Below are 13362 nucleotides of genomic sequence, written 5' to 3'. Positions count from 1 at the left end.
TTTACTACTATTCTACAACCACAATTGTTTCAGGATAGCCTACTTTTTTGGAAATTGAAAGAAATCCGTATAAAACGTTTCCAAAAGACAAAAACATTTGACAAAAAGAATTTTTAGGACTAAACTAAGTAAGTAAATTTTAAACATAAAGGAGAATTCATCATGAATTTAACATTTTTTGGATTATGTCTTGCCTGTATGGGTGTTTCACTCGCTGAAGGGTTTTTAATGGCAAATCTATTTAAATCAGCATCACGTCAGCCAGAAATCATTGGTCAGTTGAGAACACTTATGATCATGGGGATTGCCTTTATCGAAGGTACTTTCTTCGTAACACTTGCGATGTCATTCATCATTAAGTAAGAAAAGAAAGTTATCCTTTAGAAAAGGGGGTGGAGTTCGTTGGAAGAAAGTGTAAATCCAACCATCACTTTAGGTCCTGTGACCTTTGATTTGACTCTACTTGCTATGTCTCTTCTAACCGTACTTATTGTATTTGCTTTCGTCTATTGGGCTAGTCGGAAAATGACGCTGAAGCCTTCTGGTAAGCAAAACGTCTTAGAATACCTCTATGATTTTGTCATTGGCTTTACAAAGGGCAATATTGGCGATAAGTATATGAAGAATTACTCTCTATTTATCTTTTCCTTATTCCTTTTTGTTGCAGTAGCTAACAACCTTGGCTTGATGGCAAAAGTGCAGACAACCAAGGGATATAACTTGTGGACATCTCCAACAGCTAATCTTGCATTTGACCTAGGATTTTCATTCTTGATTACCTTGATTTGTCACATTGAAGGGATTCGCCGACGTGGGGTGAAAGCGTATCTCAAAGCTTTTGCGACACCTGTTGGAATGACTCCAATGAATATTTTGGAAGAATTCACCAATTTTGCTTCTTTGGCTTTGCGGATCTATGGTAATATCTATGCAGGGGAAGTTCTGTCTGGCTTGTTATTAACTTTGTCACAACAAGCTGCTGCTTGGTATCCAATAGCATTTGTCTTGAATCTTGTTTGGACAGCTTTTTCAGTCTTTATTTCATGTATTCAAGCCTATGTATTTACCATGTTGACATCTATGTATCTAGGTAAGAAAATTAATGGTGAGGAATAGAAGGGAGAAAAGAGATGAATATTACTTTAAGTAGTCTTATTGGGGATTTTATCCTTGTAGCAGGCTCATTTCTTCTGTTAATCGTTTTAATTAAGAAATTTGCCTGGGATAATATCACAAGTACTTTTGAGCAACGTGCCAAAAAGATTTCAGATGACATTGATGGCGCAGAATCTGCTCGTCAAAAAGCAGAAGATTTAGCTCAAAAGAGAGAAACAGAATTAGCAGGTAGTCGTCAAGAAGCGACAACAATTATTGAAAATGCCAAAGAAACTGCCGAGAAAAACAAGGCAGGAATCTTGGCAGATGCAGCTGATGAAGCTGGACGTTTAAAAGAAAAGGCTAATCAAGAAATCGCTCAAACCAAAGCAGAAGCCATGAACAGTATCAAAGGTGATGTAGCCGATTTGACTGTAAATCTTGCTAGCAAAATTTTAGGCCAAAAATTGGATCAAGAAGCTCACAAAGAGCTCATTGACCGCTATATTGACAAGCTAGGAGATGCTTAATGGACAAAAAAAGATATGCGGTAATTGAAAAATATACCACACCTTTTGTCCAACTCGTGATTGAAAAAGGTCAGCAAAAAGATGTTTTTGAAAAACTTCAGCAAATCAAAGACATTTTTGACAATACACATTTAGCTGCCTTTTTATCACATATTGGTGTTGATGATACAGAAAAAGAAAGAAGCCTTCGCTATTTTCAAGGTTCTGATTCATCCTTGATTGACAATTTCATTGAAGTTATTATTCATAATCATCGTGAAGATCTTTTTTATGATATTTTAGTAGAAAGTCTTCACCAGCTTGAAAAGATTAGTAATGAATTTGAAGTGACAATCAAATCAGTTCAAGGTTTATCGGAGGAGCAAAAATCTAAAATCATTCCGATTATTGAGCGAAAATTTGGATTGCAGGTTCGTTCTTTAAAAGAAGAACTGGATGCAAGCCTCATTGGTGGCTTTATCATCACAGCTAATAATAAGACAATTGATGCAAGTATTAAACGTCAATTACAAACAGTAAAAGAAAATTTGAAATAGAAAGTGGTGTGAATTTTGGCGATTAACGCACAAGAAATCAGCGCTTTAATTAAGCAACAAATTGAAAATTTCCAGCCAAATTTTGACGTCACAGAAATAGGGGTCGTCACATATATTGGTGATGGAATCGCCCGTGCTCATGGTCTTGACAATGCAATGAGTGGTGAGCTGTTGATTTTTGAAAATGGCTCATACGGTATGGCACAAAACTTAGAATCAACAGATGTAGGGATTATCATCTTAGGTGATTTTACGGATATTCGCGAAGGGGATACCATTCGTCGTACTGGTAAAATCATGGAAGTGCCTGTCGGAGATGCTTTGATTGGTCGGGTTGTTGATCCGCTTGGTCGTCCGGTTGATGGACTTGGCGAGATTAAGACAGATAAAACGCGTCCAGTTGAAACACCTGCTCCGGGAGTTATGCAACGGAAATCTGTATCAGAACCGCTTCAAACAGGTTTGAAAGCGATCGATGCTTTGGTGCCAATCGGTCGTGGGCAACGGGAATTGATTATCGGAGACCGTCAAACTGGTAAAACAAGTATTGCGATTGATGCGATTTTGAACCAAAAGGGACAAGATATGATTTGTATCTATGTTGCCATTGGTCAGAAAGAATCAACGGTTCGTACGCAAGTAGAAACGCTTCGTCAGTATGGAGCGTTGGACTATACAATCGTTGTCACAGCGTCAGCTTCGCAACCTTCACCATTGCTGTTTTTAGCACCTTATGCAGGTGTAGCAATGGCAGAGGAATTTATGTATAGTGGCAAACACGTTTTGATTGTCTATGATGATTTATCAAAACAAGCGGTTGCTTATCGTGAACTGTCACTTTTGCTTCGTCGTCCACCAGGTCGTGAAGCTTTCCCAGGAGACGTATTCTATCTTCATAGTCGTCTTTTGGAACGTTCTGCAAAAGTTTCGGATGAATTAGGTGGTGGTTCTATTACAGCGCTGCCGTTTATCGAAACGCAAGCAGGAGACATCTCCGCTTATATCGCAACCAATGTAATTTCAATTACAGACGGTCAAATCTTCTTAAGCGACAGTCTCTTTAATGGAGGTGTTCGACCTGCTATTGATGCCGGTTCATCTGTATCACGTGTAGGTGGTTCTGCACAGATAAAAGCGATGAAGAAGGTTGCCGGAACCTTGCGTATTGACCTTGCTTCTTATCGTGAATTGGAAGCATTTACCAAGTTTGGTAGTGATTTGGATGCGGCAACGCAAGCGAAATTGAATCGTGGTCGTCGGACAGTAGAAGTCTTGAAACAACCTGTTCATGAACCACTACCAGTTGAAAAACAAGTTGTTATTTTGTACGCCTTGACACATGGTTTCTTGGATAGTGTACCGGTTGATGATATTCTTCGTTTTCAAGCAGAACTGTTTGATTACTTTGATGCTCATCATGAAGACCTCTATGAAATCATTCGTACAACAAAAGACCTTCCAGAGGAAGCAGTCTTAGATGCTGCAATTACTGAATTTATCAATCAGTCTAGCTTCAAGTAAGAATAGAGGTGTCAGATGGCAGTTTCATTAAATGATATAAAAAATAAAATTGCATCCACAAAAAACACCAGTCAAATCACAAATGCTATGCAAATGGTATCTGCTGCCAAGCTAGGAAAGTCAGAAGAAGCGGCCAAGAATTTCCAAATCTATGCTTCTAAAGTCAGAAAGTTATTGACAGATTTGCTTCATGGGCATGAAGTGCAAAATTCCAAATACCACCCTATGTTGATTAGTCGTCCGGTGAAAAAAACAGCCTATATCGTTATTACATCGGATCGTGGCTTAGTAGGTGGTTATAATGCGACCATTCTCAAATCCATGATGGAACTTTTTGCAGAATATCATGATAAAGATGATTTTGTCATTATTTCAATCGGTGGTATGGGTTCGGATTTCTTTCGTGCTCGTGGTCTCCAACCAATTTATGAACTGCGTGGTTTAGCAGATCAACCAAGCTTTGATGAAGTCCGTAAAATCATTAACAAAACGGTTGAAATGTATCAAAACGAATTATTTGATGAATTGTATGTTTGTTATAATCATCACGTCAATAGTTTGACCAGCCAAATGCGTGTTGAACAAATGCTTCCAATCGTGGATTTGGATCCAAATGAAGCAGATGAAGACTACGTTTTGAATTTGGAATTGGAATCAAGCCGCGATGTTATTTTGGATCAGTTGTTGCCTCAGTTTGCTGAAAGTATGATCTACGGGGCGATTATTGATGCGAAAACGGCAGAAAATGCAGCTGGAATGACCGCGATGCAGACAGCAACAGATAACGCGAAAAAAGTTATCAATGATTTGACCATTCAGTATAATCGTGCTAGACAAGCAGCTATCACGCAAGAAATTACTGAAATTGTGGCGGGTGCAAGTGCACTAGAATAGTGTCACAGAAAATAAATATAAAGAGGAGAAAAGAATGAGCTCAGGCAAAATTGCTCAGGTTATCGGACCAGTCGTTGACGTTGCGTTTGCAGCTGGTGATAAATTACCTGAGATAAATAATGCACTTGTAGTCTATAAAAATGACGAAAAAAAATCGAAAATCGTCCTTGAAGTAGCTCTTGAGCTTGGTGACGGAGTGGTTCGGACCATTGCTATGGAATCAACTGACGGGTTGACTCGTGGCATGGAAGTCCTAGATACTGGTCGTCCAATTTCTGTCCCCGTTGGGAAAGAAACACTCGGTCGCGTCTTTAACGTTTTAGGAGATACCATTGACTTGGAAGCTCCTTTTGGTGAAGATGCAGAACGTCAACCAATCCACAAAAAAGCTCCAACTTTTGATGAGTTGTCTACTTCATCAGAAATCTTAGAAACAGGAATCAAGGTGATTGACCTCCTTGCACCTTATCTAAAAGGCGGGAAAGTCGGGCTTTTCGGTGGTGCCGGTGTTGGAAAGACAGTCTTGATTCAAGAATTGATTCACAACATTGCCCAAGAACACGGTGGAATTTCTGTCTTTACTGGTGTTGGAGAACGAACACGTGAAGGGAACGACCTTTACTGGGAAATGAAAGAATCTGGCGTTATTGAAAAAACGGCCATGGTCTTCGGTCAAATGAATGAACCACCTGGAGCACGTATGCGTGTGGCTTTGACTGGTTTGACCATTGCCGAATATTTCCGTGATGTTGAAGGTCAAGATGTGCTTTTATTCATTGACAATATCTTCCGTTTCACGCAAGCAGGTTCTGAAGTATCTGCCCTTCTTGGGCGCATGCCTTCAGCCGTTGGTTACCAACCAACACTTGCGACAGAAATGGGACAATTGCAAGAACGGATTACGTCAACCAAGAAAGGTTCTGTAACCTCTATCCAAGCTATCTATGTGCCAGCCGACGACTACACTGACCCTGCGCCAGCGACAGCGTTTGCCCACTTGGACTCTACAACCAACTTGGAACGGAAGTTGGTGCAATTAGGGATTTACCCAGCAGTTGACCCACTTGCTTCTAGCTCTCGGGCCCTTGCTCCTGAAATTGTCGGAGAAGAGCACTATGCTGTAGCGGCAGAAGTGAAACGTGTCCTTCAACGTTACCATGAATTGCAAGATATTATTGCAATCCTTGGTATGGATGAATTGTCAGACGAAGAAAAGACTTTGGTTGCGCGTGCGCGTCGGATTCAATTCTTCTTGTCACAAAACTTTAATGTTGCTGAACAATTTACTGGGCAACCAGGTTCTTATGTACCAGTTGCTGATACAGTTCGTGGCTTTAAAGAAATCCTTGAAGGAAAATATGATCATCTTCCTGAAGATGCCTTCCGTGGTGTTGGTTCCATCGAAGATGTTGTTGCTAAAGCTGAAAAAATGGGATTTTAAGAGGTGACCTATGGCTCAAATGACAGTACAAATCGTGACACCTGATGGTCTAGTTTTTGACCACCATGCAACGTTTGTTTCCGTTAAAACTCTTGATGGAGAAATGGGGATTTTACCGCATCATGAAAATATGATTGCTGTTTTGGCTGTCGATGAGGTCAAAGTGAAGCGGATTGATGATGAAGATCATGTCAATTGGATTGCTGTGAATGGTGGAATTGTCGAAGTGGCTGATAATGTAATCACCATTGTTGCAGACTCTGCCGAACGTGCTCGCGATATTGACATCAGTCGTGCAGAAAGAGCAAAATTACGTGCTGAACGTGCTATTGAAGAAGCACATGAAAAGCATTTGATTGACCAAGAACGTCGTGCCAGAATCGCTCTTCAACGTGCCATTAATCGAATTAACGTTGGAACAAGATTATAATATGAAAAGGCCAATTGGCCTTTTTTATAATGGCTTTTTTGTTATCGGTACATGATTCGTGTCCGATAGTTTGCTCTCATCTATTTTTTTGGTATAATGAGGATATGATTCAGTTAATTTTTACGCTTAGTAGCCATATGATCTTTATTTTTCTTTCATTTCACTTACTTTCTACTGTTGTGAATTGGGAAAAACTATTGAAAGTGAATGCTGACAATGCTTTTAGAATTCGTTTTTTGATTTTATTGCTTAGCATTGCATTAGGCTTTTTGCTCAGCTCTTTCTTCCTCAGTCTCTATACATTAGGACGTGATGTGTTTAATAGCAATTTATAAGATGAGAAAAGTAATAAAATAAGTGTTTTGGAGAAAATATGGATAAAATTATTATACAAGGCAGTTCGAATCCATTAGTTGGTTCGGTTAAAATTGAAGGTGCCAAAAATGCTGTTTTGCCTTTGCTTGCAGCAACTATTCTAGCGACGACAGGGAAAACAACTCTAACCAATGTTCCGGTTCTATCAGATGTGTTTACGATGAACAATGTGGTTCGTGGATTGAATACAAAAGTGACTTTTGAGCAAGAAGAAAACCGGATTACGGTGGATGCTACACAGCCGTTGAGTGAAGAAGCGCCTTATAAATATGTGAGTAAAATGCGTGCTTCAATTGTTGTATTAGGACCTATTTTGGCGCGTAATGGTCACGCAAAAGTTTCCATGCCGGGTGGTTGTACGATTGGAAGTCGTCCTATTGACCTTCATTTGAAAGGATTAGAGGCAATGGGGGCTGAAATTAAGCAGACGGCTGGATTTATTGAGGCCAAAGCTAACCGATTGCATGGAGCTCATATTTACATGGATTTTCCAAGTGTAGGTGCGACACAAAACATTATGATGGCAGCAACTTTAGCAGATGGTGTAACAGTGATTGAAAATGCAGCGCGCGAACCGGAGATTGTTGATTTAGCTGTTTTATTGAACAAAATGGGGGCTAAAGTTCGTGGTGCAGGCACAGAGACACTAACCATTACTGGAGTTGAGGAGCTGATGGGGACAAGCCATAGTGTAGTACAAGACCGCATTGAAGCCGGGACTTTTATGGTAGCAGGTGCTATGACTGGTGGTAATATTCTTATTCAAGACGCTATCTGGGAGCATAATCGTCCACTTATTGCGAAATTGCTAGAAATGGGTGTCTCTGTTACCGAGGAAAATGAGGGGATTCGGATTCGTTCAGATTTGGGCAAACTGAAGGCAGTCAATGTCAAAACACTTCCTCATCCTGGTTTTCCAACAGATATGCAGGCACAATTTACAGCTTTGATGACGGTTGCTAAGGGCGAATCCACTATGATTGAGACTGTTTTTGAGAATCGTTTCCAACATCTGGAAGAAATGCGTCGAATGGGTCTACACTCGGAAATTATGCGAGACACAGCTCGTATCGTTGGTGGCCAAGCTTTGCAAGGAACCGAAGTGATGTCAACGGACTTGCGTGCAAGTGCCGCGCTAATTTTGACTGGTTTGGTTGCAGAAGGTGAAACAAAAGTAGGACAGCTAACTCACTTGGACAGAGGCTATTACCAGTTCCATAAAAAGTTGGCTAACTTAGGTGCTTCTATTAAGCGAGTGAAGGAAGATGACGATGAATAATGATTTGAAATACGTTGGAAAACAAGTTGGAATTGTTCTAGCAGTCTTATTGCTTGGTTTGATTTTGTTTGCACTCGGCTTAGTTGTTGGCTACGGTGGCAAAAATCCATGGGCTATTTTATCGCCAGATAAGTGGCAGGAGATTATCAGCAAATTCACAGGACAATAGACAATAATATTGATAGGAAAAAGGGAGTGAGACAGAGGTCGTGATTTCGTAGAAGTTGGCTTTGAGTCCCGCTTCCTATTTATTTAAAAGGGGGAGAAATGGCGAGAAAGAAATCCAATCAGAAAGTAGCACAAAGTGTAGCTGGTCTGGTTATAGCACTGGTTCTTGCGCTGGGAGGTTATTCTTTTAGCAATCATCATGGTAGTACGAAGCCTTCTGACAGCACTGCTATTAATCGAAGTATTCGGACGAATCATGCAGCACCCAGTCAAGAATTAGCACAGAGTGTTTTGACAGAGTCCGTTAAACGGCAACTCAAAGGAAAGATTGAATGGAATGGGGCAGGAGCCTTCACAATCAATGAAAATAAAGCAACATTGGATGCTAAAGTTGCAAGCGTTCCTTATGCGGATAATAAGACTAAACTCGTCCGAGGTCAGACCGTTCCGACGGTTGCAAATGCTCTTTTGTCTAAAGCCACTCGTCAGTATAAGAATCGTGAAGAAACGGGAAACGGCTCCACGGCTTGGACACCTGCTGGCTGGCATCAAGTCAAGCATTTATCGGGTGAATACAATCATGCGGTTGACCGAGGACATTTGTTGGGTTATGCTTTGATTGGTAACTTGAAAGGCTTTGATGCTTCGACCAGCAACCCGAAAAATATAGCTGTGCAAACAGCTTGGGCTAATCAAGCAAATACTAGTCATTCTACGGGTCAAAATTTCTATGAAACAAAGGTTCGCAAGGCACTAGACAAGAATAAACGAGTTCGGTATCGGGTGACTTTGATTTATGCTAATGAACAGGATTTAGTGCCAGTTGGTTCGCATATTGAAGCTAAATCAAGCGATAGTAGCTTGGAAATGAATGTCTTTGTTCCCAACGTACAGACAGGACTTCGGCTAAATTATCAAACAGGAGAAGTGACCGTTACCAACTAGATTATTGCTAGTGTTGCATTTATATCATCCTTTTGTTATACTATTGTTACATGAGGTCGGACAAAAAGTATCTCAGCTTCTATCTAATTTAGTGATAAGCGAATGACGCAGTAGGTGATTGGACTCTTTATTCGCTTTTCAAGCTCGAAAGAGTACCTAATCACCCTCGCGGGGGTGGGACCACGAACTTAAATTTTTCAAGATAAGTTCTGTCCCACTCCCATTTTGTCTAAAAAGTACGTTGGTGCTTTTTTATTGTGGATTTGTTTTATGAGGAGAAAGGAGAAACATGAAGTATATTTGGTCTTATTTGAAAAAATATCCCAAATGGTTGATGTTGGATTTCTTTGGTGCTGTCTTCTTTGTTGTGGTGAATCTCGGTTTGCCGACTGTTTTGGCACGAATGATTGACGAAGGGATTAATCGAGGAGACAGCAATCGTTTGTATTATTGGGCAATTGTGATGCTCATTGTCATTTTGCTAGGAGTCTTTGGACGGATTGTCCTTGCCTATGCTGCTGGGAAATTAACGACGAGCATGGTACGTGACATGCGCAATGATGTGTATGATAAATTGCAAGAGTATTCCCATCATGAATACGAGCAGATTGGCGTTTCGTCTTTGGTGACACGGATTACCAGTGATGCTTTTGTTCTTATGCAATTTGCAGAGCAATCCTTAAAAATGGGTGTCGTCACGCCTATGATGATGATTTCCAGTGTGATGATGATTTTTGTCACCAGCCCCTCTTTAGCTTGGATTGTCGCAATTTCCGTTCCTTTTCTCGGCATTGTCGTTTGGTATGTGGCGACAAAAACACGTCCTCTATCCGAAAAGCAACAAAAAACGTTAGATAAAATCAATCAATACGCGCGTGAAAATTTAACGGGTCTGCGTGTTATTCGGGCTTTTGCACGAGAAGAATTTCAAGAAGAGCGCTTTGCTTCACAAAATGAAATTTATGCGGATAATTCCAATCGCTTATTTAAATTAACTGGTTTGACAGAACCGCTCTTTGTTCAAATCATCATTGCCATGATTGTTGCCATTGTCTGGTTTGCTTTAAAACCACTTGGTACAGGAGACTTGCAAATTGGGGATTTGGTTGCTTTTATCGAATACAGTTTCCACGCTTTGCTGTCTTTCTTGTTGCTATCTAGCTTGTTTACTATGTATCCTCGTACAGCTGTTTCAAGTGAACGGTTGAAAGAAGTAATGGAAATGCCCATTTCAATCAATCCAAATGAAGATGGTGTGACTGAGACAGAGAATCATGGTTATTTAGAGTTTGATAATGTTACCTTTGCATATCCTGGTGAAACAGAGAGTCCAGTCTTGCATAATATTTCCTTCAAAGCCAAGCCTGGTGAAACGATTGCTTTTATCGGCTCGACCGGCTCAGGGAAGTCCTCATTGGTGCAATTGATTCCGCGCTTTTATGATGTGACTTTAGGAAAGATTTTAGTGGACGGAGTGGATGTGCGTTCTTATAATCTAAAAGCACTACGGCAGAAGATAGGTTTCATTCCACAAAAAGCTCTGCTCTTTACCGGCACAATCGCAGAAAACCTCCGCTATGGGAAAGAAAATGCTAGTCGTGAGGAATTGGTGCAAGCAGCAGATGTAGCACAAGCGAGAGACTTTATCGAAAGCAAGGAAGAGCGTTTTGAAACGCATTTGGCAGAAGGAGGGAGCAATCTCTCTGGTGGTCAAAAGCAACGTCTCTCCATTGCGCGAGCGGTCGTGAAAGAACCAGATATTTATATTTTTGATGATTCGTTCTCTGCTTTGGACTATAAGACGGACGCTATTCTTCGAAGCAGACTCAAGGGAGTCACGCAAAATGCGACAGTTTTGATTGTTGCACAACGTGTGGGAACCATTATGGATGCAGATCAGATTATTGTCCTTGATAAGGGAGAAATCGTCGGTCGTGGGACGCATGAAGAATTGATGCAAAGCAATGACATCTATCGTGAAATTGCCAATTCTCAGCTCAATAGCCAATCACTAACAGAAGAAGAATAGGAGGGAGATGACATGAAAAAACAACATAGTTTTATTCGTTTGTGGAGTTACTTAAAAGTTTATAAAGCTTCCGTTATCCTTGCTATCTTTTTAAAAGTGGTTAGTATTGTCATGAGTGTGCTAGAGCCTTTTGTACTTGGTCTTGCTATTACAGAATTGACACGAAATGTGCTGGACATAGCAAAAGGAGTCGAAGGCGCCAGTATAAATACAACATATGTCTTTGGGGTAATGGCACTTTACCTTTTGCGTGGTTTGTTCTATGAAATTGGGTCTTACTATTCTAATTATTTTATGACCAATGCAGTGCAAAATACCGTACGTGACATGCGCAATGAGTTGAGTTCTAAAATTAATCAAATTCCAGTTTCTTACTTTGATAAGCATCAATTTGGAGATTTGCTAGGGCGCTTTACCAGTGATGTAGAGACTGTTTCAAATGCGCTTCAACAATCATTCTTACAAGTTGTAAATGCGGTTTTGACCATTACCTTAGTCATCGGAATGGTCTTGTATCTTAATTTTCAACTGGCTTTGATAGTGATTGCTAGCATTCCATTGACCTATTTTGGCGCGACTTTTATTTTGAAAAAATCACAACCGTATTTTAAAAAGCAAGCAAATACGCTAGGTGTCATGAATGGATTTGTTCAAGAAAATCTAACTGGTTTTAATGTGCTGAAACTCTATGGCCGTGAAGAAACATCTTCAGACGATTTTCGAGAAATCACGCAAAACCTCCAAGAAGTCGGGTTCAAAGCTAGTTTTATTTCTGGCTTGATGATGCCAATTTTGAACGCAATTTCAGATTTGACTTATCTGCTTGTAGCGGTTGTTGGTGGTCTGCAAGTCGTTTCTGGACAATTAACGATTGGGAACATGCAAGCATTTGTACAATACGTGTGGCAAGTAAACCAGCCAATCCAAAACTTAACGCAATTGGCTGGGCAATTGCAGAGTGCTAAGTCTTCGCTAGATCGTGTCTTTCAAGTCTTGGATGAACCAGACGAAGTAACAGATGCGAAAGAGCGGCTGGAGCATGATTTGACAGGACAGGTCAGCTTCAAGCATGTTGATTTTCAATACGTGGAAAACAAACCACTCATTCGAGACTTCAACTTAGAGGTTAAGCCGGGCGAAATGGTGGCAATTGTCGGTCCGACTGGTGCTGGAAAGACTACCCTCATCAATCTACTGATGCGTTTTTACGATGTAACTGCCGGTTCAATTTCTGTTGACGGCCATGATATTCGCAATTTGTCTCGCCAAGAATACCGCAAACAATTTGGTATGGTCTTGCAAGACGCTTGGCTTTATGAAGGAACAGTCAAAGAAAACTTGCGCTTTGGAAATCTGAATGCGACAGATGAAGAGATTGTGGAAGCCGCCAAAGCAGCTAATGTCGATCATTTCATTCGGACGCTTCCAGGTGGCTATAATATGGAAATGAATCAGGAATCCAGCAATATTTCGCTAGGACAAAAACAATTGCTGACCATCGCGCGAGCACTATTAGCCGATCCAAAAATCTTGATTTTGGATGAAGCGACTTCGTCCGTTGATACGCGCCTAGAGCTCTTGATTCAAAAAGCGATGAAGAACCTCATGCAAGGACGAACAAGCTTTGTCATTGCTCACCGCTTATCGACGATTCAAGAGGCAGATAAGATTTTGGTTCTCAAAGATGGACAAATCATTGAGCAAGGAACTCACGAATCGCTTCTAGCTGATAAAGGTTTCTATTACGACTTATATACAAGTCAGTTTGCCAAGAAAGAAGCCTAACGAATAAAGGAGCAAAACAAAACTCCAACGAAACAATAAAAACACGAACTCTGTCTTGACTAGTTGCTAGCTAATCTGGACGAGTTCGTGTTTTTTTATTTTTGATCGTACTAAGATTGAAAGGAAATCATTCTGTATCGCGACTCTTTTTCACAACATCTTTGAGGGGCAGATCATTTCTTCTATCAGTTTGGGAGATGTAGGGAATAGGTTTCGTTTTGCATGTCAGCTGGACTGATAACAAGAATTGGTTTTATACATAGTTGTCCTAGTCGATAGCAAGCATTCATTTTAGTTTGCCTGTTATCCTAGTTGATAGTTTTTAATCATGGCT

14 protein-coding genes are annotated in these 13362 nt (G+C 40.5%); all 14 read left to right on the top strand.

From position 1 onward, the window contains the following. The first annotated feature begins 162 nt into the window (after window positions 1–162). The 14 genes from ABKA15_RS06095 (at window position 163) to ABKA15_RS06030 (ending at window position 13028) form a co-directional block, all read left to right on the top strand. Window positions 163–363, top strand: coding sequence for a F0F1 ATP synthase subunit C (locus tag ABKA15_RS06095; RefSeq protein WP_003025282.1), 201 nt, complete (start codon window positions 163–165; stop codon window positions 361–363). Between the two features lie 39 nt (window positions 364–402). Then, a complete protein-coding gene (atpB, locus tag ABKA15_RS06090; RefSeq protein WP_049513643.1) occupies window positions 403–1116 on the top strand; it encodes a F0F1 ATP synthase subunit A in 714 nt (237 codons plus the stop codon). 14 nt (window positions 1117–1130) lie between these two features. Further along, window positions 1131–1625, top strand: coding sequence for a F0F1 ATP synthase subunit B (gene atpF, locus ABKA15_RS06085; RefSeq protein WP_049513642.1), 495 nt, complete (start codon window positions 1131–1133; stop codon window positions 1623–1625). Continuing rightward, window positions 1625–2161, top strand: coding sequence for a F0F1 ATP synthase subunit delta (locus ABKA15_RS06080; protein WP_049513640.1), 537 nt, complete (start codon window positions 1625–1627; stop codon window positions 2159–2161). Before atpF ends, ABKA15_RS06080 begins: the two co-directional genes overlap by 1 nt. 15 nt (window positions 2162–2176) lie before the next feature. Continuing rightward, entirely contained in the window at window positions 2177–3682 is a 1506-nt protein-coding gene (gene atpA, locus ABKA15_RS06075) for a F0F1 ATP synthase subunit alpha (RefSeq protein ID WP_049513639.1), read from the top strand. Window positions 3683–3697: 15 nt separating this feature from the next. Then, the gene (locus ABKA15_RS06070) at window positions 3698–4576 is read left to right on the top strand and encodes a F0F1 ATP synthase subunit gamma (protein WP_049513637.1); all 879 of its coding nucleotides are present in this window, start codon (window positions 3698–3700) and stop codon (window positions 4574–4576) included. 34 nt (window positions 4577–4610) lie between these two features. Further along, window positions 4611–6017 (top strand): F0F1 ATP synthase subunit beta, encoded by a 1407-nt coding sequence (gene atpD / locus ABKA15_RS06065; RefSeq protein ID WP_003025268.1) that lies wholly within the window; start codon window positions 4611–4613, stop codon window positions 6015–6017. Between the two features lie 10 nt (window positions 6018–6027). After that, window positions 6028–6447, top strand: coding sequence for a F0F1 ATP synthase subunit epsilon (locus tag ABKA15_RS06060; protein ID WP_003028068.1), 420 nt, complete (start codon window positions 6028–6030; stop codon window positions 6445–6447). Window positions 6448–6551: 104 nt separating this feature from the next. Next, window positions 6552–6782 carry a DUF1146 family protein gene (locus ABKA15_RS06055; protein WP_018543445.1) on the top strand — a complete coding sequence of 77 codons (231 nt, stop codon included), beginning with the start codon at window positions 6552–6554 and terminating at the stop codon, window positions 6780–6782. 38 nt (window positions 6783–6820) lie between these two features. Beyond that, the gene (gene murA, locus ABKA15_RS06050) at window positions 6821–8101 is read left to right on the top strand and encodes a UDP-N-acetylglucosamine 1-carboxyvinyltransferase (protein WP_049513635.1); all 1281 of its coding nucleotides are present in this window, start codon (window positions 6821–6823) and stop codon (window positions 8099–8101) included. Then, on the top strand, window positions 8094–8270 hold the full coding sequence (locus ABKA15_RS06045) for a DNA-directed RNA polymerase subunit beta (protein WP_041784006.1): 177 nt from the start codon (window positions 8094–8096) through the stop codon (window positions 8268–8270). Before murA ends, ABKA15_RS06045 begins: the two co-directional genes overlap by 8 nt. A 98-nt stretch (window positions 8271–8368) precedes the next feature. Beyond that, window positions 8369–9214 (top strand): DNA/RNA non-specific endonuclease, encoded by an 846-nt coding sequence (locus tag ABKA15_RS06040; protein ID WP_049513633.1) that lies wholly within the window; start codon window positions 8369–8371, stop codon window positions 9212–9214. Between the two features lie 289 nt (window positions 9215–9503). Further along, the gene (locus ABKA15_RS06035) at window positions 9504–11243 is read left to right on the top strand and encodes an ABC transporter ATP-binding protein (RefSeq protein ID WP_049513631.1); all 1740 of its coding nucleotides are present in this window, start codon (window positions 9504–9506) and stop codon (window positions 11241–11243) included. Between the two features lie 12 nt (window positions 11244–11255). Beyond that, window positions 11256–13028, top strand: coding sequence for an ABC transporter ATP-binding protein (locus ABKA15_RS06030; protein ID WP_106388096.1), 1773 nt, complete (start codon window positions 11256–11258; stop codon window positions 13026–13028). The last annotated feature ends 334 nt before the right edge of the window (window positions 13029–13362 follow it).

The organism is Streptococcus sp. KHUD_010, assembly GCF_040207525.1.
Classification (GTDB): Bacteria; Bacillota; Bacilli; order Lactobacillales; family Streptococcaceae; genus Streptococcus; species Streptococcus hominis.
This window is presented reverse-complemented; position numbering and strand designations above follow the sequence as displayed.

Coding starts and splice junctions, on each gene's coding strand:
- ABKA15_RS06095 (WP_003025282.1), top strand. CDS start 163: ATGAATTTAACATTTTTTGGATTATGTCTTGCCTGTATGGGTGTTTCA.
- atpF (WP_049513642.1), top strand. CDS start 1,131: ATGAATATTACTTTAAGTAGTCTTATTGGGGATTTTATCCTTGTAGCA.
- ABKA15_RS06080 (WP_049513640.1), top strand. CDS start 1,625: ATGGACAAAAAAAGATATGCGGTAATTGAAAAATATACCACACCTTTT.
- ABKA15_RS06070 (WP_049513637.1), top strand. CDS start 3,698: ATGGCAGTTTCATTAAATGATATAAAAAATAAAATTGCATCCACAAAA.
- atpD (WP_003025268.1), top strand. CDS start 4,611: ATGAGCTCAGGCAAAATTGCTCAGGTTATCGGACCAGTCGTTGACGTT.
- ABKA15_RS06060 (WP_003028068.1), top strand. CDS start 6,028: ATGGCTCAAATGACAGTACAAATCGTGACACCTGATGGTCTAGTTTTT.
- ABKA15_RS06055 (WP_018543445.1), top strand. CDS start 6,552: ATGATTCAGTTAATTTTTACGCTTAGTAGCCATATGATCTTTATTTTT.
- murA (WP_049513635.1), top strand. CDS start 6,821: ATGGATAAAATTATTATACAAGGCAGTTCGAATCCATTAGTTGGTTCG.
- ABKA15_RS06045 (WP_041784006.1), top strand. CDS start 8,094: ATGAATAATGATTTGAAATACGTTGGAAAACAAGTTGGAATTGTTCTA.
- ABKA15_RS06040 (WP_049513633.1), top strand. CDS start 8,369: ATGGCGAGAAAGAAATCCAATCAGAAAGTAGCACAAAGTGTAGCTGGT.
- ABKA15_RS06035 (WP_049513631.1), top strand. CDS start 9,504: ATGAAGTATATTTGGTCTTATTTGAAAAAATATCCCAAATGGTTGATG.
- ABKA15_RS06030 (WP_106388096.1), top strand. CDS start 11,256: ATGAAAAAACAACATAGTTTTATTCGTTTGTGGAGTTACTTAAAAGTT.